This window comes from Serinicoccus marinus DSM 15273, assembly GCF_008386315.1.
GTDB classification, from domain to species: domain Bacteria; phylum Actinomycetota; class Actinomycetes; order Actinomycetales; family Dermatophilaceae; genus Ornithinicoccus; species Ornithinicoccus marinus.
This window is the reverse complement of sequence record NZ_CP043808.1, coordinates 1,462,059-1,483,404: the sequence shown is the minus strand read 5'-3', so window position 1 is coordinate 1,483,404 and position 21,346 is coordinate 1,462,059. Positions and strand designations below refer to the sequence as shown.

The 21,346-nt window shown below is 72.5% G+C and carries 23 protein-coding genes and 1 pseudogene; 11 read left to right on the top strand and 13 right to left on the bottom strand.

The annotated features are described in order from the left end of the window. Window positions 1–3 precede the first annotated feature (3 nt). The 6 genes and pseudogenes from FU792_RS06905 to FU792_RS06880 form a co-directional block, all read right to left on the bottom strand. Complete coding sequence (locus tag FU792_RS06905; protein ID WP_028130788.1) at window positions 4–507, bottom strand: DnaJ family domain-containing protein; 504 nt, start codon at window positions 505–507, stop codon at window positions 4–6. Next, window positions 504–857: an MmcQ/YjbR family DNA-binding protein gene (locus tag FU792_RS06900; protein WP_022923777.1), complete on the bottom strand. Its 354-nt coding sequence runs from the start codon at window positions 855–857 to the stop codon at window positions 504–506. The genes FU792_RS06905 and FU792_RS06900 overlap by 4 nt, the downstream gene beginning before the upstream one ends. Then, window positions 833–2,146, bottom strand: a complete 1,314-nt coding sequence (locus FU792_RS06895; protein WP_149814646.1) for a glycosyltransferase — start codon at window positions 2,144–2,146, stop codon at window positions 833–835. The genes FU792_RS06900 and FU792_RS06895 overlap by 25 nt, the downstream gene beginning before the upstream one ends. 167 nt (window positions 2,147–2,313) lie before the next feature. Beyond that, window positions 2,314–3,309, bottom strand: a complete 996-nt coding sequence (locus FU792_RS06890; protein ID WP_022923775.1) for a Gfo/Idh/MocA family protein — start codon at window positions 3,307–3,309, stop codon at window positions 2,314–2,316. Further along, window positions 3,309–4,439 (bottom strand): annotated as a pseudogene (locus FU792_RS06885) (DegT/DnrJ/EryC1/StrS family aminotransferase). The gene FU792_RS06890 and the pseudogene FU792_RS06885 overlap by 1 nt, the downstream one beginning before the upstream one ends. Further along, window positions 4,436–5,089 carry an acyltransferase gene (locus FU792_RS06880; RefSeq protein ID WP_202804710.1) on the bottom strand — a complete coding sequence of 218 codons (654 nt, stop codon included), beginning with the start codon at window positions 5,087–5,089 and terminating at the stop codon, window positions 4,436–4,438. The pseudogene FU792_RS06885 and the gene FU792_RS06880 overlap by 4 nt, the downstream one beginning before the upstream one ends. Between FU792_RS06880 and FU792_RS06875 the strand changes: the two genes are divergently transcribed. Together FU792_RS06875 and FU792_RS06870 are read left to right on the top strand one after the other, a co-directional pair. Next, entirely contained in the window at window positions 5,088–5,771 is a 684-nt protein-coding gene (locus FU792_RS06875; protein WP_028130786.1) for a glycosyltransferase family 2 protein, read from the top strand. The two genes, FU792_RS06880 and FU792_RS06875, sit on opposite strands and share 2 nt — an antisense overlap. A gap of 69 nt (window positions 5,772–5,840) precedes the next feature. Further along, window positions 5,841–6,233 (top strand): DUF2304 domain-containing protein, encoded by a 393-nt coding sequence (locus FU792_RS06870; protein ID WP_022923771.1) that lies wholly within the window; start codon window positions 5,841–5,843, stop codon window positions 6,231–6,233. Here the strand turns inward: FU792_RS06870 and FU792_RS06865 are convergent. Further along, window positions 6,221–7,003 (bottom strand): inositol monophosphatase family protein, encoded by a 783-nt coding sequence (locus tag FU792_RS06865; protein WP_022923770.1) that lies wholly within the window; start codon window positions 7,001–7,003, stop codon window positions 6,221–6,223. The two genes, FU792_RS06870 and FU792_RS06865, sit on opposite strands and share 13 nt — an antisense overlap. Window positions 7,004–7,173: 170 nt before the next feature. Here FU792_RS06865 and FU792_RS19180 point away from each other — a divergent pair, with 170 nt between their 5' ends. The 7 genes from FU792_RS19180 to FU792_RS06830 all read left to right on the top strand — a co-directional run bounded on the left by FU792_RS19180 (window position 7,174) and on the right by FU792_RS06830 (window position 14,263). Next, window positions 7,174–7,542, top strand: coding sequence for a hypothetical protein (locus FU792_RS19180; protein ID WP_022923769.1), 369 nt, complete (start codon window positions 7,174–7,176; stop codon window positions 7,540–7,542). A gap of 41 nt (window positions 7,543–7,583) precedes the next feature. Beyond that, entirely contained in the window at window positions 7,584–9,221 is a 1,638-nt protein-coding gene (locus FU792_RS06855) for a Na+/H+ antiporter NhaC family protein (RefSeq protein ID WP_022923768.1), read from the top strand. A gap of 103 nt (window positions 9,222–9,324) precedes the next feature. Then, window positions 9,325–10,245 carry a serine protein kinase RIO gene (locus FU792_RS06850; protein ID WP_022923767.1) on the top strand — a complete coding sequence of 307 codons (921 nt, stop codon included), beginning with the start codon at window positions 9,325–9,327 and terminating at the stop codon, window positions 10,243–10,245. Window positions 10,246–10,391: 146 nt separating this feature from the next. Then, window positions 10,392–11,450: a siderophore ABC transporter substrate-binding protein gene (locus FU792_RS06845; RefSeq protein WP_022923766.1), complete on the top strand. Its 1,059-nt coding sequence runs from the start codon at window positions 10,392–10,394 to the stop codon at window positions 11,448–11,450. 74 nt (window positions 11,451–11,524) lie between these two features. Next, window positions 11,525–12,451, top strand: a complete 927-nt coding sequence (locus FU792_RS06840) for an ABC transporter permease (RefSeq protein ID WP_052327722.1) — start codon at window positions 11,525–11,527, stop codon at window positions 12,449–12,451. Then, complete coding sequence (locus FU792_RS06835; RefSeq protein ID WP_022923764.1) at window positions 12,444–13,511, top strand: iron chelate uptake ABC transporter family permease subunit; 1,068 nt, start codon at window positions 12,444–12,446, stop codon at window positions 13,509–13,511. Before FU792_RS06840 ends, FU792_RS06835 begins: the two co-directional genes overlap by 8 nt. Next, on the top strand, window positions 13,508–14,263 hold the full coding sequence (locus FU792_RS06830) for an iron ABC transporter ATP-binding protein (RefSeq protein ID WP_022923763.1): 756 nt from the start codon (window positions 13,508–13,510) through the stop codon (window positions 14,261–14,263). The genes FU792_RS06835 and FU792_RS06830 overlap by 4 nt, the downstream gene beginning before the upstream one ends. A gap of 37 nt (window positions 14,264–14,300) precedes the next feature. Here FU792_RS06830 and FU792_RS06825 read toward each other — a convergent pair whose 3' ends face one another. From FU792_RS06825 to dxs, 5 genes are all read right to left on the bottom strand, one after another. After that, window positions 14,301–14,765 carry a DUF2256 and DUF3253 domain-containing protein gene (locus FU792_RS06825; RefSeq protein WP_022923762.1) on the bottom strand — a complete coding sequence of 155 codons (465 nt, stop codon included), beginning with the start codon at window positions 14,763–14,765 and terminating at the stop codon, window positions 14,301–14,303. A 271-nt stretch (window positions 14,766–15,036) separates the two neighbouring features. Further along, window positions 15,037–16,002: a phosphatase domain-containing protein gene (locus FU792_RS06815; protein WP_022923760.1), complete on the bottom strand. Its 966-nt coding sequence runs from the start codon at window positions 16,000–16,002 to the stop codon at window positions 15,037–15,039. Between the two features lie 108 nt (window positions 16,003–16,110). After that, on the bottom strand, window positions 16,111–16,470 hold the full coding sequence (locus FU792_RS06810; protein ID WP_022923759.1) for a hypothetical protein: 360 nt from the start codon (window positions 16,468–16,470) through the stop codon (window positions 16,111–16,113). A 63-nt stretch (window positions 16,471–16,533) separates the two neighbouring features. Then, window positions 16,534–17,436: a diacylglycerol/lipid kinase family protein gene (locus tag FU792_RS06805; protein WP_022923758.1), complete on the bottom strand. Its 903-nt coding sequence runs from the start codon at window positions 17,434–17,436 to the stop codon at window positions 16,534–16,536. An 11-nt stretch (window positions 17,437–17,447) separates the two neighbouring features. After that, on the bottom strand, window positions 17,448–19,328 hold the full coding sequence (gene dxs, locus FU792_RS06800) for a 1-deoxy-D-xylulose-5-phosphate synthase (RefSeq protein ID WP_149814645.1): 1,881 nt from the start codon (window positions 19,326–19,328) through the stop codon (window positions 17,448–17,450). Window positions 19,329–19,452: 124 nt separating this feature from the next. Here dxs and FU792_RS06795 point away from each other — a divergent pair, with 124 nt between their 5' ends. Next, the gene (locus FU792_RS06795; RefSeq protein WP_149814644.1) at window positions 19,453–19,851 is read left to right on the top strand and encodes a hypothetical protein; all 399 of its coding nucleotides are present in this window, start codon (window positions 19,453–19,455) and stop codon (window positions 19,849–19,851) included. Window positions 19,852–20,015: 164 nt separating this feature from the next. Here FU792_RS06795 and FU792_RS06790 read toward each other — a convergent pair whose 3' ends face one another. Then, on the bottom strand, window positions 20,016–20,375 hold the full coding sequence (locus FU792_RS06790; protein ID WP_022923755.1) for a hypothetical protein: 360 nt from the start codon (window positions 20,373–20,375) through the stop codon (window positions 20,016–20,018). A 109-nt stretch (window positions 20,376–20,484) separates the two neighbouring features. Between FU792_RS06790 and FU792_RS06785 the strand changes: the two genes are divergently transcribed. Continuing rightward, the gene (locus tag FU792_RS06785; protein WP_022923754.1) at window positions 20,485–21,330 is read left to right on the top strand and encodes a siderophore-interacting protein; all 846 of its coding nucleotides are present in this window, start codon (window positions 20,485–20,487) and stop codon (window positions 21,328–21,330) included. Window positions 21,331–21,346 lie beyond the last annotated feature (16 nt).

Below are 21,346 nucleotides of genomic sequence, written 5' to 3'. Positions count from 1 at the left end.
CCCTCAGCCTGCGGCGCGGGCCTCCCGCCAGGCCTGCACCATCTCCTCGACGTCGAGCCGTCCCACCACCGGCGGCGACGTCGGCCCGGCGTGCGGGCGTCGGCGGTCGGCGAGCACCCGCGCGTTGAAGTCCTCGACCGCCGCGCGGACGGCCGCCTCGTCCGGCAGCGGCAACAGCGCCTCGGGATAGGCCGCCTTCTCCCGACGTAGCTGCATCACACCGGGCATCGCGCCGGAGAGGTCGAGCTGCTCCCGTTGGATCAGGCTCTTGACCCACCAGTCGGGATCGTTGCGCGTGTCGACGTCGCGCAGCGGCTTGCCGGCTCCCGGCAGATCGTCGAAGGTGCCCTGCCGCTGCGCCTGGTCGATCGTCTGGTCGACCCAGCTCTGGACCGCGCGGGCCGTGGTCGCCGCCGACGGACGCCGCTTCGTCACGCCCTGGTCGGCCAGCTGGTCCTCGGCCTTCGGCGCACCGGGCCGCTCGCCTTCCTTGCCCCACCTGGTCATGGTCGGTCCTTCCTCGGCATCCTGCTGACCACCATGTCATAGGAGTCCTCGATCGCCTCCTTCAACTCCTCGACCGGGATGGCCCCGTCCGTCCGCAGGTCGTTCCACCCGCTGCGACCGATGTAGGCCATGACGGTCGCGTCGTCGGGGAAGCGGTCGAGCCACTCGTCGGCCTCCTCCCGCGACAGCCCGCACTTCACCCCCAGCCGGCCCGGACCGAGGAAGGCGAAGATCTTGCCCCGCTCCCCCGGGCCGACCTTCGCGACGTCGCCGTCGTCCCACGGCGAGTCCCGCCACGCCCCGGGCATCCCGAGGGCGAAACCACTCAGCTCGTCGTCGACCTGTCCCATGGGGGGAGCCTGCCACCCGGGACTGACAGACCTGCCTCCAGCACGATCCTGGCCGCGCCCTCACCGGTCGCCGAGAGGCTCCGGTGCTCCCGGACCCACTCCACCCGGCGGGCGCGCTCCTGCTCGTCCGGCGAGGCGCGCAGGGCAGCCACCATCGCTGCGGCCACGGCCCCTGGCTCGTGCTCGACGGCCGCCCCGAGCCCGTGGTCGCGCACGTCCGCCGCGGCCGGTCCCGGCCCGGCGAAGACCACGGGCGCCCCGCACGCCAGCGCCGCGACCACCTTCGTCGGATACGCGAAGTCGTATCCCACTCCCGGGCGCACGCCCACCAACGCCGCCGCGGCGCCGCGCTGCCACGGCGCAGCCTCTTCCGGCGGCACCAGGGGGCGCAGCTCGATCGCCCCCACGGGCAGTTCGCCTGCGATGCGCTGCAACGCCGGCCAGGACGATCCTTGACCGAGGAACACCAGCCGGGCGTGCGGCACCTCCCGCACCACCGCGCGCATCGCCTCGGCGAAGACCTCCGCGCCCTGCCACTCCGAGGCAGTCCCGGCATACACGAGGTATGCCGTCTCAGGCGCGTCCGCGTGGACCTCGCCGTCCGGGGTGAAGACGTCGGTGTCGATCCCGTTGGGCACGACCGTGACCGGCGCGGCGGGGCCGGCCAGGGCCCGCACGCGCTCGGCGACCCCGTCGCTGACCGCGATGACGTCCCGCGCGCCGCGCAGCGCGAAGGTCTCCAGCAGCCGCATGACCTGCACCACCGGCGCGGGCGCACCCATCGAGGCCGTCGCGTCGGACCACACGTCGGCTGCGTAGTAGACGTAGGGGATCCCTCGCCCGTGGATCCCGCCTCGGAGCGCGAGCGCGACCCGAGTCACCGCGCCCGTCGTCGGCGGCGGCTCCACGACGACCACGTCGGGGCGTGGACCGGTGAACAGCCGGAGGGCGAGCGGCAGGTCGAAGGACAGGTAGGGCAGGTAGCCACGGACATACCCGGTCGCGTCGCGCAGCACCGGCCACCGCGACACCTCCACCCCTGCCGCGCTGGCACGCCCCTCCTCCTGCTGGCCCTCACCCCCCACCGAGCGTCGCGCCGGGTTGCCCTGGACCCCACGGAGCGTCGACCGTGGTGGGCGCAGAGCCGGGGGCGGCGTCGTGGTCAGGACGCGGACCCGGGCGCGATCGGTGAGGGCACGCACCAACGCCGACAGCCGGAAGGTCGCGGCCGCCGCCTCGGGGGCGTAGATCCGCGACGCCAGGACGACGAGGGGCTTGCGCTCACGCACGGTTCAACCACTCACAGTCGCCGGAGGACACAGGAAGTGGACAGAGGGTTCTGGGGAACGGGCCCCAGAAACCTCTGTCCAGAAAGGCACCTCGGGCAACCATTGGCGACGCCCGGTCGGTCTGGAGCAACCATGCGCGACGCCCGGTGGGATGAGGGGTGGGGTGGTCACAGAGTGATGGTGCGGTCGGTCGCGGCGGACTCCAGCACCGCTTCCACGACCTTGAGGGTGTGCACCCCGTCGGCCATCGACACGATGTCGGAGTCGCGACCCCAGAGGGCGTCCCGGAAGCCTTCCTGCTCCACCCGCAGCGGCTCTCGGCGAGCGATGGCATACCGGATCGAGTCACCCTCGGAGACGCCCCGGAAGACCGAGACGCCGTCCCACTCGCTGCGCACGTCGCCGTTGGCGACGAAGGTCAGGTCGCCGGAGAGGGTGTTGGCGACGAAGGACCCGTTCTCCCCCGTGGCGACCGTCTCGCGCACCTTGCGGGGTGAGAGCCAGTTGACGATGTGCGACACGATGATGCCGCTCTCGAGCTGACCGGTCGCCACCACCATGTCCTCGTGCTCGCGACCGGACCGGTGCGTCACCTGGCCGGCGACGCTGACGTAGGGCGACTGCGCGATCCACGCCGTGAGGTCGATGTCGTGCGTCGCGAGGTCCTTGACCACGCCGACGTCGGCGATCCGCGCGGGGAACGGGCCCTGCCTGGACGTCGTGATCTGGTAGACCTCGCCCAGCTCACCGGCCTCGATCCGCCGCCGCATCTCCCGCAGCGCCGGGTTGCACCGCTCGACATAACCCACCGCCCCGACCAGCCCGGCCTCCTCGAAGGCGCGGGCCACGCGCTCCCCGGACTCCGCGGTCGCGGCGATCGGCTTCTCCACCATCGTGTGGACACCGGCCTCGGCCAGCGCCAGCGCGACCTCCTCGTGCAGATAGGTCGGCACCGCCACCATCGCGGCGTCGATGCCCTCGCCGATGAGCGCCTCGACATCGGGCAGCACCGGCAGCGGCCCGGCCACCCCGTGCTTGTCGCCGTAGGGATCGGCCACCGCGACCAGGTCCATCCCCTCGACCTCACGGATCACCCGCGCATGGTGCCGCCCCATCGAGCCCAGCCCGATGAGCCCCATCCGGATCGTCGTGCCGTCCTCCATCACGCCCCCGCTCCCACGACGGCGGACACCGCGTCGACGACCCGCTCCAGGTCCTGCTCGGTGAGCGAGGGGTGGGGGGTGCACCGGCAGGCTGATCACCTCGGCGGCCGCCCGCGCCGTCTCCGGCAGCTCCCCGGCCGGCGCGAAGCGTGCCAGGGACACCAGCTCGTGGTTCGGCGTCGGGTAGTAGACCCCGCACCCACGTGGTGCTCCTCGCGCAGCGCCGCGACCACCTCGTCCCGCTGCTCGCCCGTGGCCCCGTCGATCCGGACGGTGTACTGGTGGTAGACGTGTGTGCACCCCTCCCGCACCGGCGGCACCACGACCCCGTCCACCCCGGCGAGGTGCTCGTCGAGCCAGCGCGCGTTGGCCTGCCGCGCCTCCGTCCACGCCCCGACCTTGGTCAGCTGCACCCGCCCGATGGCCGCGTGGATGTCGGTCATCCGGTTGTTGAGCCCGATGACCTCGTTGGCGTACTGCTTCTCCATCCCCTGGTTGCGCAGCAGCCGCACGCCCCGCGCGATCTCCTCGTCGGCACAGGCGACCATCCCGCCCTCGCCCGAGGTCATGTTCTTCGTCGGGTAGAGGCTGAACATCGCGAACGAGCCGAACCGGCCGACCGGCGTGCCGTGATAGGTCGCCCCGTGCGCCTGCGCCGCGTCCTCGAAGAGCTGGACGCCGTGCTCGGCGGTCACCGCGCGCAACGCGTCCATGTCCGCCGGGTGGCCGTAGAGGTGCACCGGCATGACCGCAGCGGTCCGGTCGGTCAGCGCGGCCCGCACCGACTCCGGGTCGAGGTTGAAGGTGTCCGGGCTGATGTCGGCGAAGACCGGAGTCGCCCCCGTCAGCGCCACCGCGTTGGCGGTCGCCGCGAAGGTGAAGCTGGGCACGATCACCTCGTCGCCGGCGCCGATCCCGCAGGCGAGCAGCCCCAGGTGCAGCCCGGAGGTGCCGGAGTTGACCGCGACGCAGGTGCGCCCCGCGACGAGCTGGGCGCCGAACTCCCCCTCGAAGGCCGCGACCTCGGGCCCCTGGGCCACCATTCCCGAGCGCAGCACCCGGTCCACCGCTGCGCGCTCGTCCTCCCCGATCAGCGGCTTGGCCGCGGGGATCATGGGCTGCTCGGTCATGCGGTCTCCTCATCGGTCCCGGCGCGGCGCAGGGCACCGTCGCTCTCGAGGTATGTCGTCCCCGTCTGCGGGCAGCGCCACTGCCCCGGGGTGCCGCTCGGCTCGAGCGGGCGGCCGGCGTGGCCCACCCACCCGACCTGCCGGGCCGGGACGCCGACGACCAGGGCGTGGGCGGGCACGTCCTTGGCGACGACCGCCCCCGCGGCGACGGTGGCCCACGGGCCGATCTCGACCGGGGCGATGCAGACGGCGCGGGCCCCGATCGAGGCCCCGTCGCCCACGGTGACGCCCACGGCGTCCCAGTCGCTCGCGTCCTTGCGCGAGCCGTCCGGGTTGACCGCGCGGGGGAAGGTGTCGTTGGTCAGCACGGCCGCGGGCCCGACGAAGACCCCGTGGCCCAGCCTGGCCGGCTCGTAGACCAGCGCGTAGTTCTGCAACTTGCAGTGGTCCCCGAGGTGCACGCCCGTGCCGACGTAGGCCCCCCGCCCCACGATGCACCCGGCGCCGACGACGGCGTCCTCCCGCACCTGCGCGAGGTGCCAGACCGAGCTGTCGTCACCGATGCTCGCGCTGTCCGCGACATCGGCGCTGTCGACGATGCGTGTCGTCACGGGACTCCCAGGGGTAGCGGTGGGGGACAATGCAGCCATGACTCTATCGCCCGTGCAGGAGGACGCCTGGCTGGTGATCCCCCTGTTCGACGAGGCGCAGGTGGTCGAGGAGGTCCTCCGCGAGGCACGGGCGTTGTTCCCCCACGTCGTCTGCGTCGACGACGCCTCCCACGACGCCTCCGCCGAGCGCGCCCGGGAGGCCGGTGCCGTGGTCGTGCAGCACCCGTTCAACCTCGGCCAGGGGGCCGCGCTGCAGACCGGGATGCGCTACGTCCTCGACGCGACGGACGCGGCATACCTCGTCACCTTCGACGCCGACGGGCAGCACCGGCCGGCCGACGCGGCGCAGATGGTGCAGCGTGCCCGGGACGAGGACCTCGCGATCGTCTTCGGCTCCCGCTTCCTCGACGACCGCACCCGCCCGGGGGTGGTCAAGAAGCTCGTGCTCAAGGCGGCGGTCTGGCTGACCAACCAGCAGACCGGGATGAAGCTCACCGATGCGCACAACGGGCTCCGGGTCATCCGCCGCGACGCCGCCACCCGGCTCGACCTGCGCCAGAACCGCATGGCCCACGCCACCGAGATCGTCCTGCAGCTCGGTCGCACCCGGCTGCCGTGGGCCGAGCACCCGGTGCACGTGCTCTACACCGACTACAGCCGGGCCAAGGGGCAGTCGCTGATGAACTCGGTCAACATCCTCGTCGACACCATCCTGAAGTGACATCGACCGCGTTGACATGGACCGCAGTGACGCCCACGACCGTGACACCGACGAGAGCGAGGCGCTGACGTGCTCGACCAACCCGTGATCAAGCTGGTGCTGCTGGTCAGCGTCGTCGTCGTGACCGCGATGCTCACCCGCTCGACCGCCGGGGTGCGGCACCAGGCGGTGCGACGGCTGCTGCTCGTGGCCTTCGTCGTGCTCGCGGCGGTGGCGATCCTCTTCCCCCGCGTCCTCACGCAGGTGGCCCAGCTGCTCGGGGTGGGCCGGGGCGCGGACCTGCTGCTCTACGGCCTCACCGTCGTCTTCCTGGGGTATGTCGCGGCCTCCTACCGGCGTATGCGCCAGCTGGAGCAGCAGGTGACGACGCTGGCGCGGGAGCTCGCGCTGCGGGCAGCCGTGCACGACACCACCGAGCACGACACAGCCCAGCATGAACCGCCACGCTCTCAGGAGACCTGACGCAGCCGGTCCAGCACCGCCTGGCCGGCGGTCGCGAGGATCCCGCGCGGGTCGCTGCGCGGGGTGTATGCCTCGCCCTCGTCGGTCGCGACCAGACCACCCACCTCGTGGACGAGCAGCGCGCCGGGCACGTGGTCCCACGGACGCGTCCCGTGGTAGACGAGCGCGTCGCAGGCCCCCTCCGCGAGCTTCGGGTAGTCGATGCCGCAGCTCACCCAGGTGAGCGCCATGGGAGCGGTGCCGCCGAGCGACTCGCCGACCTGCCGCCGGGCGGAGGTGTGCACCCGCCAGCGGGCCGGGTCGGTGCCGGGTCGCAGCGGCGGGAGCCGCTCGCCGTTGCGGGTCGCCCCCGCGCCCCGCTCGGCGACGTAGGCCAGGCGGTGCTGCGGCTGCCAGATCCAGGCCCGGACCGTCGTGCCGGCCCGGGTCTCGGCGACCATGACCGCGTGGTCCGGTGAGCCGTGGACGAAGTTGCGGGTGCCGTCGACCGGGTCCACGGTGAAGGCGTGCTCGGCGCCACGGAAGGCGTCCATGCTGGCCGGGTGGTCGGCGAAGGCCTCCTCGCCGAGGACGACGGCGTTCGGGTAGGCGGCGCGCAGCTCCCGGGTGATGAGCACCTCGGCCTCCCGGTCGGCGACCGTGACCAGGTCACCGGGGTGGCTCTTGGAGCCGATCTCGTCGTCCGCGAGCGCACGGAAGCGCGGCGTGATGGCCTCGTCCGCCACCTCCTGGAGCAGGGTCAGGACGGCATCCGTCGTCAGCGCGGCCACCGGTCCACTGTGTCACGACTCACCGGTAGGTGAGCACGCGCGGTCAGCCGAGCATCACCGGCGTCGGTGCGCGAGCCCGAGGTAGGCGCCATGCCCGGCCTGGGCAGCTCGATGGCCGTCGCCCTGCTGCTGCCGATGACCTTCGCGCGTCGGCCACCGAGCGCTCGACGTTGAGCATCCCCGAGCTCTTCGACGGGATCTCCATCGTCACGGTCACGGTCGCGGTCCTCGCGCTCGGCGAGGTCTTCCACATCGCGTCCCGGGTCCGGCGCAACCCCAAGACCGTCGCGATGAAGACCAGCGGCAGGCGTGGCTCTCGCGCGCCGAGTTCCGCGAGGCCGCCCCCGCCTGGACGCGGGGCACGGGGATCGGCCTACCTCTACGGCGGCTCGCTGCGCGAGGCGCTGCTGTCCTCCAACGGGGACTACGCGGTGCTGGTGAGCAGCTGGATCACCTGGGTGCTCTACGGCATCCTCGCCGTCGTGCTCATCGTCACCGTCCGCGCGAAACTCCGTGGTCGACGCGGCGCCGACGTCTAGGTTGGGTCTACCCTGGGCACCACCGCCGTCGAGGAGGCACCATGACCGAGGACCTGCCGATCCTGACGCTGCTGCCGCCGATCATCGCGATCGGGCTGGTCATCGCGACCAAGAAGGTGCTGCTGAGCCTCGGTGCGGGCGTGCTCGCCAGCGCGCTGCTCGTCGCGAACTTCAACCCGCTGGAGACGCTGCGCCTGGTGTGGACCGGCGTCGCCGGCATCTTCTGGGCCGAGGGCGCGGTCAACACCTACTACGTCTACATCCTCGTCTTCACCCTGGCGCTGGGCGTCATCGCCTCGCTCATCCTCATGTCCGGCGGCAGCCAGGCCTTCTCGGACTGGGCGATCCAGCGCATCCGGACCCGCCGTGGCGCGCAGGCGCTGGGCGCCGGGCTCGGCGTCGCGATCTTCATCGACGACTACTTCAACGCCCTCGCCGTCGGACAGGTCGCGCGCCCGGTCACCGACCGGCACCACGTCGCCCGCGCCAAGCTGGCCTACCTCATCGACTCCACCTCCGCGCCGGTCGCGGTGCTCGTCCCCTTCTCCAGCTGGGGCGCGAGCATCATCGGCATCATGGCCCCGCTGGTCGCCGCCTCGACGCTCACCGTGAGCGACGTCGGCGCCTTCCTCGGGGCCGCCGGGATGAACTACTACGCGATCGCGGCGGTGCTGCTCGTGTGGATCGTCGTGGTCTTCGGGATCGACTTCGGCCCGATGCGCGGCCAGGAGCGGCGCGCGATCACCGAGGGCGAGACCTACGACGACAGCGAGGAGATCCCCGGCGAGATCGCCGAGGACCTCCCGGTCCACTCCCCCGGCCACAAGCGCGCGCTGGTCATCCCGTTCCTGCTGCTGGTCGCCGGGGTGCTGGGCGGCATCGTCTGGACCGGCTACCGCGGCACGGTCACCGCTGAGGACTACGTCGCCGGCAGCGGCGTCGGCGTCCTGGACATCATGGCCTCGACCGACGTCACCCAGGCGCTCATCTACGGCGCCGTGCTCGGGCTCGCGTCGGCCTTCTACTACTACGTGCGCTACACCTCCTCCAACCCCAAGTTCTCCACCAGCACCCTGGGACGCGGCGTCTGGAGCGGGATACAGTCCATGCTCCCTGCGGTCTACATCCTGCTGCTCGCGTGGATCCTCGGTGACCTCATCGGCCAGCTCGGCACCGGCGAATACCTCGGTGGTCTCGTCGAGAGCGCCAACATGGCGCCGCAGTGGCTGATCCCGGTGATGTTCGTCCTCGCCGGCGCGATGGCCTTCTCCACCGGCACCTCGTGGGGGTCCTTCGGGATCCTGCTCCCGATCGCGGGCGACATCATGGTCAACGTCAGCGGGGGCGACGAGCTGCTCCTCGCGGCCTTCGGCGCGGTCCTCGCCGGCGCGGTCTGGGGCGACCACTGCTCCCCGATCAGCGACACGACGATCCTGTCCAGCACCGGCGCGAGCTGCAACGTCATCACCCACGTCATGACCCAGCTGCCGTATGCCATCTCCGGCGCCGTCATCGCGCTGCTCGGCTACGTCGTCTTCGCCGCGACCGGCAGCGGCTGGCTCGGTTTCGTCGCCGTGCTCGTCGGGCTGGTCGTCGTCGCGATCCTAGGCAAGACCGTCCTGCAGCGGCTCGAGGACGAGATCCCGGAGGAGGAGCAGGCGGAGCGCTCGCTGTCCTGACCGGGGACGAAAACCCGTTGCCGCGCCCGACCCGGGCGCGGCAGACTCCGGAGCACCACGAGCACGCGCCGGGCGTGCTCACCTGAGAGGAAGGGGGCCAGCGATGTCCGACCGCGCCCCGGGGCACCCGCCCCACCCCCCTCTTCCTCCCAGGAGCACCTCGTGCACAACCCCGCACCCCACGGGCGACATCGACCCGTTCTTCGTCTTCGACTACGCGCCGCTGCACGCGGCCGACGACCTCAGCACCGACCAGCGTCTGACGACCTACTGGGATGTCGAGGCGGGCCACCGCGGCCCGGCCCCCGTCCCGCCGTGGGTGGTGCAGGACTCCGGCGCCATCGACACCGAGCTCGGCGTGCTCAAGACCGGCAAGGAGGCCGACGTCTTCCTGCTCGAGCGCACGGCGAGCACGCCGGGCACCGACGCCGCCTGCCTGCTCGCCGCCAAGCGCTACCGCGACGCCGACCATCGCTCGTTCCACCGCAGCGCGAGGTATACCGAGGGTCGCGGCGTGCGTCGGTCCCGCGACCAGCGGGCGCTGGCCAAGGGGACCACCTACGGCCGCGCCGTGGCCGCGGGCCGCTGGGCGCATGCCGAGTGGGAGGCCATGTGCCACGCCTGGGAGGTCGGCCTGCCCGTCCCCTACCCGGTCTCGATCCAGGGCACCGAGCTGCTCATGGAGTTCGTCGGCGAGCCGGACGGGACGGCGGCGCCACGCCTGGCCCAGGTCACGGGCGATCCCCCGCTCCTGGCCCACCTGTGGGACCAGACCCGGGACGTCGTCATCGGCCTGGCCGGTCAGGGCTGGGCACACGGCGACCTGTCCGCCTACAACCTGCTCGTCCACGGCGAGACCCTGGTGGTCATCGACCTGCCCCAGGTGGTGGATGTCGTCGCCAACCCGCAGGGCGCTGACCTGCTGCACCGGGACTGCACCACGGTGACCGCGTGGTTCCTGCGGCGCGGGCTCGACGCCGACGCCGAGGAGCTCTTCACCGAGGCCCTCGCGCTGGCCCTGTGAGGGCGACCGGCGAGCTCGGGTCAGGCGCGACGACGTGAGCCATCCCACAATTTGGGGTGGTGCAGCGGGGGTAAAAATCACTTAGGTTAGGGTTACCTTCGGCGTCAGGATGCTGGTGCCGACCCCGAGCCTCAAGGAGAAGCATCATGCACCTGCGTCGCCCTCGCGCCGGCCTCGTGGCCCTCGCGACCGCCGCCGCCCTGACCCTAGCCGCCTGCGGCAGTGACGAGGGCACCGACAGCTCGTCCGAGGGCTCCGCCGCCGACGAGTCCGCCGACAGCGGCGACTCGGCCGAGGGCGACACGTCGTCGGAGGAGGCCGCGTCCGGCACCGTCGAGGTCGAGGACTTCCAGGGCACCGTGGAGGTGCCGGTCCCGGCCGAGCGGATCATGGTGACCGACAACCGCGTCGTCCGCGCCCTGGACGCCTGGGGCGTCGAGATCGTCGCCGCTCCGCTCGACATCTTCCCCGAGGACCTCTCCTACGCCGGCGACGAGGCGGTGACCAACCTGGGCAACCACGGCGAGCCGGACCTCGAGGCCGTCGTCGCCGCCGACCCCGACCTGGTCCTCACCGGCTACCGCTTCCAGGACTACTACGCCGACATCCAGGACCTCGCCCCGGACGCCGCGATCGTCGACACCACCACCGACTACGAGAACGAGCCGCTGGACGCCGAGCTCATCCGGCAGATCGAGCTGGTCGGGCAGGCCCTGCAGCACGAAGAGGACGCCGCGGCCCTGGTCGAGGAGTTCGAGGCCTCCATCGACGCGGCGACCGAGGCCTACGACGCCGAGGAGACCGTGATGGGCCTCATCACCTCCGGCGGCGACATCGGCTACGTCGCCCCGAGCACGGGCCGCGCGGTCGGTCCGATCTTCGACGTCCTGGGGCTCACCCCGGCGCTGGAGCAGGAGGGCGGCAGCGGCCACACCGGTGACGACATCTCGGTCGAGGCCATCGCCGAGGCCGACCCGGACTGGCTGGTCGTGCTCGACCGCGACGCCGCGGTCGCGGCCGACGAGGAGGAGTACTCCAGCGCCGAGGAGGTCATCGCCGAGTCGGAGGCGCTGGCCAACGTCACCGCGGTGACCGAGGGCAACATCGTCTACCTGCCGGCCGACTTCTACCTCACCGAGGACATCCAGGCCTACACCGAGGTCTTCAACGACCTCGCCGACGCCATGGGTGGCTCCGCCCGCTGAGCACCCTCCAGCCCACCCACGGGGGACCCCCGGCAGGCCGCACCGGCCCGACCCGGGGGTCCTCGGCGTGGGCGCTGCCCCTCGCGGTCGTGCTGACCGCGGGGCTGCTGGCGCTGTCGCTGTCGGTCGGTGTCTACGACATCACCGACGGCGAGGACGGGTGGGCGATGTTCGGCATCACCCGGGTCCCGCGCACCATCTCCCTCGTCCTCGCGGGGGCCGCGATGTCGATGTGCGGCCTGGTCATGCAGCTCCTGACGCAGAACCGCTTCGTCGAGCCCACGACCACCGGGACCACCGAGTGGGCCGGGCTCGGCCTGCTCCTCGTCTTCATCCTCGTCCCGGGCGCGAGCCTGCTCACCAAGATGGCCGGTGCGGTGGTCATGGCCTTCATCGGCACCATGGTCTTCTTCGCCTTCCTGCGGCGGGTGTCGCTGAAATCCTCGCTCATCGTCCCCATCGTCGGGATCATGATCGGGGCCGTCGTGGGGGCGGTCTCGACCTACCTCGCGCTGGCCACCGACATGCTGCAGCAGATGGGCATCTGGTTCGCCGGGAGCTTCACGTCGGTGGTGCGGGGCCGCTACGAGATGCTGTGGATCGTCCTGGTCGTCACCCTGCTCGTCTTCCTCCTGGCCGACCGGCTCACCGTGGCGGGGCTCGGCAAGGACGTCGCGACCAACGTGGGGCTCGACTACGACCGCGTCATCCTCCTGGGCGTCGCCATGGTGGCCGTCGCGACGGGCGTGGTGACCGTGGTCATCGGGTCGTTGCCCTTCCTCGGCCTCATCGTGCCCAACGTGGTCTCGCTCCTGCGCGGCGACAACCTGCGCAGCAACCTGCCGTGGGTCTGCCTGCTCGGCGTCTGGGTGGTCACCGTCTGCGACATCATCGGGCGCACGATCATCATGCCGTTCGAGGTGCCGGTCTCGCTCATCCTCGGCGTCCTCGGCGCGGTCTTCTTCATCGCCCTGCTCGTGATCCGGCAGCGCCGTGCCTGAGACGAGGACCGCCGCCACCGACGCGCCGCAGGTCTCCGGGCATACCCCTGGTCCCGGCGAGCGCCGCACCGGCCCGTTCGTGCGCGGCCGGGACCGGCTCCGGTATGCCCTCGTCATGGCGCTGCTGGTGCTCCTCGCCCTGGGCTTCACGGCCGGGATCCTCGCCTACGACAACCCGATGCCGGTCGGCACCGACGGCTTCTGGCGGATCGCCGAGCTCCGGGCCACGAGCATCGCGGTGATCCTCGTCGTGGCCTTCTGCCACGCCTTCGCCACCGTGAGCTTCCAGACCGCCACGAGCAACCGGATCATCACCCCCTCCATCATGGGCTTCGAGGCGCTCTACGTCGTCGTGCAGACCGGCGCCGTCTTCTTCCTCGGCGCCTCGGGCGTGGCCGCGGTCACCGGCACCGCACAGTTCCTGCTGCAGGCAGGGCTCATGGTCGTCGTCGCGACGATCCTCTACGGCTGGCTGCTGTCGGGCCGCTTCGGCAGCATCCACATCATGCTGCTCGTCGGGGTGATCCTCGGCGGCGGGCTCGGGTCGTTGTCGACCTTCATGCAACGCCTCCTCACGCCCAGCGAGTTCGACATCCTCACTGCCCGGCTCTTCGGCAACATCGGCAACGCCGACGCGGCCTACCTGCCCTATGCCGTGCCGATCGCGCTGGCCGCCGGTGGCGCGCTGTGGTGGCGGGCGCGGCGGCTGGACGTGCTCGCCCTGGGCCGGGACGCCACGACCAACCTGGGGCTGAACCACCGGCGCGAGGTCATCGTCGTCCTCGTGCTCGTCTCGGTCCTCATGGCGATGACGACCTCCCTCGTCGGCCCGATGACTTTCCTCGGGTTCCTCGTGGCGATGCTCGCCTACCAGTTCGCCGACACCTACGACCACCGGCTGCTGCTGCCGATGGCCTTCCTGCTGGGGTATGTCGTGCTCAGTGGTGCTTACTTCGTGCTGCGCCACGTCTTCTACGCCCAGGGCATGGTCACGATCATCATCGAGCTGGTCGGCGGCCTGACCTTCCTGGTCTACATCATCCGAAAGGGCCGGCTGTGATCGAGCTGACCGACGTCACCAAGACCTACGGCACCGAGACCACGATCGGTCCGGTGACCACGCAGATCCCCGCCGGAGGGATCACCGCGCTCATCGGGCCGAACGGCGCCGGGAAGTCCACCGTGCTCACCATGATCGGCCGGCTCCTCGGGCTGGACGCGGGGACGATCACGGTCGCCGGGCACGACGTCGTGCACACGCCGTCGCGGGCGATCGCCACGATCCTGTCGATCCTGCGCCAGGAGAACCACTTCATCACCCGGCTCACGGTGCGCCAGCTCGTCGGCTTCGGCCGCTTCCCCCACTCCCGGGGCCGGCTCACGCCCGAGTGCGAGCGCCACATCAGCGAGGCGATCGACTTCCTCGACCTCACCGGCCTGGAGCACCGTTACCTCGACGAGCTGTCCGGCGGCCAGCGGCAGCGCGCCTACGTCGCGATGGTGCTTGCCCAGGACACCGACTACGTGCTCCTCGACGAGCCGCTGAACAACCTGGACATGCAGCACTCGGTGCAGATGATGCGCCAGCTGCGCCGAGCCGCGGACGAGCTGGGACGCACCGTGGTCATCGTGCTGCACGACATCAACTTCGCGGCGCGCTACGCCGACCAGATCATGGCGATGAACGACGGGCAGATCACCGAGTTCGGGCCGCCGGCGCAGATCCTCACCGACGCGACCCTCACCCGCGTCTTCCACACCCCGGTGAAGGTCATCGACGGGCCCGACGGGCCGCTCGCGGTCTACTACTGACCTCGCGGTCCACGACCGGCTCGCGGGCCGGCCGCGGTCAGGGGTCAGGGGCCGACCAGTCGGGGCCGCGACGGACCCGGACGGGTCCGCTCGCCGTCGAGGGGTCGACCACCCGTCCGCCCTGGGTGATCTCGACCCGGCCCGCGACGACGAGCCGCCGGGCGGCCCGGCGGGCCGGCTCCATGAGCTCCCGCCACGCCTCGGGGTCGTCGGAACCCTCGCCGTCCTGCCCCTGGGTGCGGACGACCTGGCGCGCCGCCTCCGACGGGCAGACCGAGGAGGTCGCCGCCCGCCGCGCGAGCAGGTCGACCAGCGCCTCCTCCAGCTCGCGGTCGACGGCCCGTACGCCCCGCCGGCGGCAGGCGGTGGAGCAGTACCTCACCTCGTCCCAGAAGCGCTCCCACTTCTTGCGCCACTCGATCCGGCGCCCGCAGGAGGCGCACCACTTCTCGACGTCCCGGGCGTGATCCCCGCCCTCGTCGCCGGCGCGCCGCCCGCTCATCGCAGCCCGCTGGCACCCTCGTTGGTCTCCTCGAGGCCGCGATGGCGGCCCGGAGGCCGGCCAGCCCGGCGTCGGTCCCCCAGGTGGTGAAGGACAGCGTGCCCTCCACACCCCCGGAGCCGGAACCGGTGGAGAAACCGCCGCAGCCACCCAGGACTGCCGGGGTGGCCTCCGCTCCCATGGCAGCGAGGAACGAGCGTCGGGTGAGCCGCATGAGAACTCCGATGATCGGGCGCGGACGGTGACAGGCGCCGTGCGGGGAGCGGCCGGGTCAGCCTATCCGCAGATCCGCCTCCTCGGCGGTCAGAACGTCCTCGAGGTGCGCCCGCTGCCGCGGCTCGAGGTCGAGCCGGGCCACGCCCTCCCGCGTCGCCCCGGCGACGGCGTGCGCCTGCTCCCGGGTGAGCAGGCCGAGCCGGAGCGCGTGGCCTGCGGCACCGGCATACGTGTCGAAGACGTGCACGCCGCGCTCTGCCCACGCGGCGCGCGCCGCCCCGTCCAGCCCGGTGACGTCGTGCAGGAGGGTGCCCACCACGTGGTCGTGGGGGCGGGCCGCCATCTCGGCGCCGACGTCGCCGTCCGCCTGACCGCTGTCGCCGACGAAGACCATGCGGCACTCGGGGAAGAGCAGGTGGTCACGCTCCATGTTCTGCAGCTTGCGCTCGGCGATCGCCGCCTTCGTGTGCAGGTTGAGCAGCGACCCGCCGAGCACGGAGTGCGGCGGCAGACCGAGGTCGGCCAGCCCGTCCCGGGTGTACTCCTCGATGAGCCCGGCCGGCCCGCCCGGCCGGGCGGTGACGAAGGTGAGGTCGCCCACCCGGCCCGGGTCCGCCGCCGCCCCGCGGTCGAGCTGGGTCAGCAGCTCGACGACCCCGGGGTAGACCGTCCCGCGGGGGTAGCGGTCGTCGTGCAGCGCGCACCGGAGCGTGTCGTCGATGTCGCAGAGCACGCGGAGGTCGGAGGTCGGGTCGGCCTGCGCCTGCGCGGCGATGTGCTCGAGGAGCCGGTCCTGGAGGTCCTCGTCCAGGTGGTCGAAGACGAGGTGCTCGAGGTCGTGGTGGTCGCCGGTGGCGTTGAGGCGGTACTTCAGGTCGTGGAAGGGGGCGCCGGTCACCGCGGTCATCGTGTCCACGATCGCCTGCTGGTCCTCGCGGGTCACCCGGCCCCGGTGCAGCGGCCCGATGAGGCGCGCCAGCAGCTCGGTCGGCACGCGGGCCGTCACGGTGGACGAATCCATGGTCCCTCCTGGGGCGGCCCTGGTCGGAGTGCCAGGAGGAGCAAGCCTGCCAGGCGGCGCCACCGGCGTCGAGCCACGGTCGACCGCAGCGGCCGCGGGCGGGACGGATCAGGTGCTGGCGGCGTTCGAGGGGAGCCCGTCCACCGCCGCCTCCCTCACCACGGCGGACATCAGGGTGACCACGCCACGGGCCCGACGCTGCAGCTCACCCCGGCGACGGTAGGCGAAGGCGGCGAGGTCGAGGTGCGCGATCAGCTCGTCACGCGGCAGCACCATCGGGTCGGACACCGTCCGCAGCGCCTCTACCTCCGCGCTGCCCGGGCGGATCGTGGGGTCGTCGAGGCGGATGATCGTGACGTCCCCGAAGCGGTGCACCACGACGGGCCCTTTCCCCCGATCGATCATCTCCTCCACGTCCGTCGTCGGGACGGCGACGAGATGCTGCGGTGTGGTGAGCGGTGGGCTCATGGATCCCTCCTTCGTCGGGGGGCAGAGCACGGAGCCTCGCGCCAGATACGTCCCGTCCTCGGATCAGTGCTCCCGCGCCACCCGCACCGCACCCGGCTCGATCGTGATCCTCGCGGACCCCGCGCGTGGCACCACGTCGCCGTCGACCTGGAGCGGCCCCGGCGCCCGCATCCGAATCTCGACGACCTGCCCGCTGCGGTAGCGCAGCGCCGGGTGCTCCCGGTGCCGCACCCCCACCCCGGTCGCCGCGACGCGCCCCCACTCCCTCAGCCGCCGCGGCGCGACGACCGCGACGTGCAGCAGCCCGTCGTCCATCCGCGCACCGGGCACCAGCCGCGCCCCGAGCGGGAGGCGGCCCCCGTTGACGGCGAGCACGCTCCAGGCACGCTCCTGCTGCTCGACGGCGTCGTCGACCCGCACCTCGACCGTCCGTCCGGGACGGTGCAGCCGCCGCAGCCCCGGGGTGACGTAGGCCAGCCACCCCAGGCGCGCCTTCGCCACCGGCGACAGGGACGCGAGGACCTCCGCGTCGTGGCCCACGCCCACGACCACGAGGAAGGGGAGACGGATCGAGGAGCCGTCCTCCTGCCACACCTCGACCCGGCCCACGTCGACCGGAGAGGCGTCCGCGCCCACGGCCAGCCGGGCGGCCGGTCGCGCCCGCAGCGGCAGCCGCAGGCTGCGGGCGGCCAGGTCGGCGGTGCCACAGGGCACGATCCCGACGGTGGCCGCGGGGTCCGTCGCCCCGACGACCTCGCGCACGGTGCCGTCCCCGCCCGCGACGACGAGGCGGCGACACCCCAGCGCCAGCAGCTCGCGGGTCTGCCCCGGCCCGGGGTCGGCGACCGTCGTCGACCGGACCACGGGCGGCGGCAGCGCGGCCTCGGCGCAGGCGATGGCGACCTCAGCGCGGGCGCGCTCCGCTCCGCGTGCGGCCGGGTTGAGGACGAGCCCGACCGTGGGCACGACCGGCTCCCTCAGCCCAGCTTGGCCGTCAACGAGGTCGCCACCGCGTCCGGAGTCAGGCCGATGCGGTCGAGCACCTGGTCGCGGGACCCGTGGTCGAGGAACTCCCGAGGTATGCCGTAACCGTGCACCGGCACGTCGACCCCCGCCTCCACGAACGCCTGCGACACCGCGCCGGCGATCCCGCCGCCGACGATGTTGTCCTCGATGACGGCCACCCGCCCGGCTCCGCGGGCGAGGTCGACGAGGTCCGGGCTCACCGGCAGCGCCCAGCGCGGGTCCACCACCATGACCCGGCGCCCCTCGGCACCCAGCTTGTCGGCCACCTCCAGCGCGGTGGCGGCCATGGAGCCGACGCCGACGAGGAGCAGCTCCAGCTCTCCCTGCTCACCGCCCAGGGCATCGACGTCCCGCAGGACGTCCAGCGTCCCCACCTGACGGACGGCCTCGATGGGGGCGCCCACGCTGCCCTTCGGGAAGCGCACCACGCTCGGCCCGTCGTCGATGTCCACCGACTCGCGCAGCGCGAGCGCCACCTGCTGGCCGTCGCGCGGGGCCGCGACCCGGATGCCGGGCACGATCCCGACGAGGGTGAGGTCCCACATACCGTTGTGGCTGGCGCCGTCCGAGCCGGTGATCCCGGCCCGGTCGAGGATGAAGGTGACGCCCTGCCGGTGCAGCGCGCAGTCCATGAGGAGCTGGTCGAAGGCGCGGTTGAGGAAGGTGGCGTAGATGCACACCACCGGGTGCATCCCGGTGAACGACAGGCCGGAGGCCATCGCCACCGCGTGCTGCTCGGCGATGCCCACGTCGAAGACGCGGTCCGGGAAGCGCTCGGCGAAGGGCTGCAGGCCGACTGGGATGAGCATGGCCGCGGTGAGCGCGACGATGTCGTCCCGCTCCCGCCCGAGCCGCACCAGCTCGTCGCTGAACTCGTCGGTCCAGGACCGCCCGGAGAGCTCGAGCGGCAGCCCGGTCTCCGGGTTGATCTTGCCGACGGCGTGGAAGCGGTCGGCCTCGTCGGCGGTCGCCGGGTCGTAGCCGTGACCCTTCTCGGTGATCGCGTGCACGAGCACCACCCCGCCGAAGTCGTGGGCGCGGCGCAGCGCGGTCTCCATCGCCTCGACGTCGTGACCGTCGACCGGGCCGAGGTACTTCAGCCCCAGGTCCTCGAACATCCCCTGCGGGCTGACGATGTCCTTGAGCCCCTTCTTCACCCCGTGCAGCGCCTCGTAGACCTGGCGCCCGACCACCGGGGTGCGGGAGAGCTGCCGCTTGCCCCAGGAGAGCATGTGCTCGTACTCCTGGGTGGCGCGCAGCGAGGCGAGGTACTCCGCCATGCCGCCGCGCGTCGGGGCATACGACCGCTCGTTGTCGTTGATGACGATGATGAGCGGCAGGTCCGGCTGGTCGGCGATGTTGTTGAGGGCCTCCCACACCATGCCGCCGGTGAGCGCGCCGTCGCCGATGACCGCGACCGTGTGCCGGTCGGTCTCGCCGCGCAGCTTGCGGCCGGTCGCGATGCCGATGGCCCAGGACAGCGAGGAGCTGGCGTGGCTGTTCTCCACCACGTCGTGGTCGGACTCGGCCCTGGGGTAGCCGGACAGCCCGCCCTGCTTGCGCAGCGTCGAGAGGTCGTGCCGGCCGGTCAGCAGCTTGTGCACGTAGGAGATGTGCCCGGTGTCGAAGAGCAGCGTGTCGCGCGGGGAGTCGAAGACGCGGTGCAGGGCGATGGTGAGCTCGACGACGCCGAGGTTCGGGCCGAGGTGGCCGCCGGTCTGGGACACCGAGGAGATGAGGTAGGCGCGGATCTCCTCCGCGAGGGATGTCACCTGACCTTGCGTCAACCGCTTGAGGTCGGACGGCCCGGTGATGGTGCGCATCAGTGCCACGTGTCGTCCTCCGGCCTCGACGGCGTCGTTGTCAGCCGGACCAGTCTACGTGGCCGGTCCTGGGAGGACGCTGCACCCGGGCCTCGTGCGGTGGACGATGCCGACCCGCGCCTACGCTGGTGGGATGAGCGCGCAGCCGGGTCCGAGGGTCGTCGGCGTCTACGACGCCCCGGGCAGCGTGCTCGGGGAGGTGGCGTATGCCTGGGGCAAGCTGCGCGGCACCGCGCACTGCTCGTTGTGCGACATCACGCACTCGCCGGTCCGGCGCAAGAAGGCGTGGGATGAGATGGCCTCCGGGATGGAGGCCACCATCGAGCTGCGGCACCTCGACGAGCTGACCCCGGCGCTGGAGGCCGCGGTGGACGAGACCGGTGCGCCCGTGGTGCTGCTCGAGCGTGGGCGCGGGGCGGACGCCGGGCATACCGTGCTGCTCGGTCGTGCGGAGCTCGACGAGCTCGGGGGCGACGTCGCGCGCTTCGAGGAGGCCCTCCGCCGGCGCCTCGCCGAGCACGACCTGGCCTGAGCGCACCGCCGTCTCCGCGCCGGTGACCGTGGAACGCCGGCCCCGGCAGCACTTTCCCGGTCGGTGGGCGCATCTCTGCGCCGGTTCGTCATCTGGCAGCCTGGTCGAGGAGGCTCGCAGTGGACGACGAGGCTGTCAGGGGGCGGCTCCCCGGACGCCCGGGCTCAGGCGATGGGGGCGCGCAGCCGCAGGGCCTCGAGCAGCAGGCCGGCGGCCCGGTGGTTGGCGCGCAGCCGCAGCCCCTCCCGGGCCAGCGACTCCAGCACGTCGCCGATGGTGCCCGGCGGCAGCGCCGGCCCGAGCTCGGGGCGGACGTCGCGCCACGCGCCGCGCATGGCCTCGAGCTGGGCCTCCAGGTGCCGGGTCGCCATCCAGGCGAGCGCGGCCGGGTGCCGGCGCCAGGCGGCATACGCCCGGTAGTCGGCCGGGCACTGGTCGAGCAGCCAGGACACCGCCGCCTGCTCCCAACCCGCGACACCGGCCGGCGGGACCCGGTCGGGCCACCCGGGCGGTCCGCTGTTCATGCGAACAAGTGTACGACCACCGACGTCGGCCCGTCGTGTGCCGTCCACGAGCCTCTCGTCCCCTATTATGAGCACGCATTCTTTCTCTATTTGACGAACGGGGCCCATCATGACCACCGCCGCCACCCCAGCCCTGCAGCGCGGTCGCCAGCTCCACCCGCTCCACGTCCGCCGCGCCACCGTCAGCCGCGTCGAGCCGCTCGACGGCCGGATGCGACGGGTCACGCTCGACCTCGAGGCCGGCGCGCCACCCATCCCCTGGGTGCCGCTCGCCGTCGGCGACCACGTCAAGGTCGCCTTCCCGCACCCGTCGACCGGCGAGCTGATCCTCCCGACCGTGGTGGACGACCGGCCCCGGCTCCCCGAGGGAGCCTCGCGGCCGGTGACCCGCGACTACACCGTGCGCGGCGTCGAGGACGCGCGGCCCGACGGCAGCCAGCAGGTGAGCATCGACCTCGTCGTGCACGGCACCGGACCGGCGAGCACGTGGGCCAACAGCGCCGGGCCGGGCGATGTCGTCGGGCTGCTCGGCCCCCGGGGGTCGATGACCGAGCCTTCGGACGCCCGGCGCTACGTGCTCCTCGCCGACGAGACGGCCATCCCCGCGATCGGCCGCTGGCTGGAGGAGGCGCCCGCAGGCATACCGCTCGAGGTCGTGGTCCAGGTCCCCGACGTGAGCTGCCTGGTCCCGCTGCCGCAGCGCGACGGCGCCCGCATCACCTGGCTCATGGACGAGATGGACACCACCCTCGCGCAGGCCCTGCGCGACCTGCCCCCGGCCCAGGGGGACTACGTCTGGGCCGCAGGCGAGGCCGGCGCGATGGTCCAGGTGCGCCGTGCGGCGGCCGAGCTCGGCGTCGGCGGCGAGGCACTGCAGCCCAGCGCGCTGCAGGTGGACGGCTACTGGCGGCGCGGCGTCGCCGGTCGCGACCACCACGAGCCGCTGGAGAGCTGACCCCTTCCCGCCGGGC

Bases quoted from the DNA above. Each gene is read 5' to 3' on its own strand.
- FU792_RS06880 (WP_202804710.1), bottom strand. From the start codon at position 5,089: ATGGCTGCATTGTCCCCCACCGCTACCCCTGGGAGTCCCGTGACGACA.
- FU792_RS06825 (WP_022923762.1), bottom strand. From the start codon at position 14,765: ATGAGCGGGCGGCGCGCCGGCGACGAGGGCGGGGATCACGCCCGGGAC.
- FU792_RS06785 (WP_022923754.1), top strand. From the start codon at position 20,485: ATGACCACCGCCGCCACCCCAGCCCTGCAGCGCGGTCGCCAGCTCCAC.
- FU792_RS06855 (WP_022923768.1), top strand. From the start codon at position 7,584: ATGACCGAGGACCTGCCGATCCTGACGCTGCTGCCGCCGATCATCGCG.
- FU792_RS06905 (WP_028130788.1), bottom strand. From the start codon at position 507: ATGACCAGGTGGGGCAAGGAAGGCGAGCGGCCCGGTGCGCCGAAGGCC.
- FU792_RS06790 (WP_022923755.1), bottom strand. From the start codon at position 20,375: ATGAACAGCGGACCGCCCGGGTGGCCCGACCGGGTCCCGCCGGCCGGT.
- FU792_RS06900 (WP_022923777.1), bottom strand. From the start codon at position 857: ATGGGACAGGTCGACGACGAGCTGAGTGGTTTCGCCCTCGGGATGCCC.
- FU792_RS06815 (WP_022923760.1), bottom strand. From the start codon at position 16,002: ATGGATTCGTCCACCGTGACGGCCCGCGTGCCGACCGAGCTGCTGGCG.
- FU792_RS06875 (WP_028130786.1), top strand. From the start codon at position 5,088: ATGACTCTATCGCCCGTGCAGGAGGACGCCTGGCTGGTGATCCCCCTG.
- FU792_RS06890 (WP_022923775.1), bottom strand. From the start codon at position 3,309: ATGGAGGACGGCACGACGATCCGGATGGGGCTCATCGGGCTGGGCTCG.
- FU792_RS06845 (WP_022923766.1), top strand. From the start codon at position 10,392: ATGCACCTGCGTCGCCCTCGCGCCGGCCTCGTGGCCCTCGCGACCGCC.
- FU792_RS06810 (WP_022923759.1), bottom strand. From the start codon at position 16,470: ATGAGCCCACCGCTCACCACACCGCAGCATCTCGTCGCCGTCCCGACG.
- FU792_RS06850 (WP_022923767.1), top strand. From the start codon at position 9,325: ATGTCCGACCGCGCCCCGGGGCACCCGCCCCACCCCCCTCTTCCTCCC.
- FU792_RS06795 (WP_149814644.1), top strand. From the start codon at position 19,453: ATGAGCGCGCAGCCGGGTCCGAGGGTCGTCGGCGTCTACGACGCCCCG.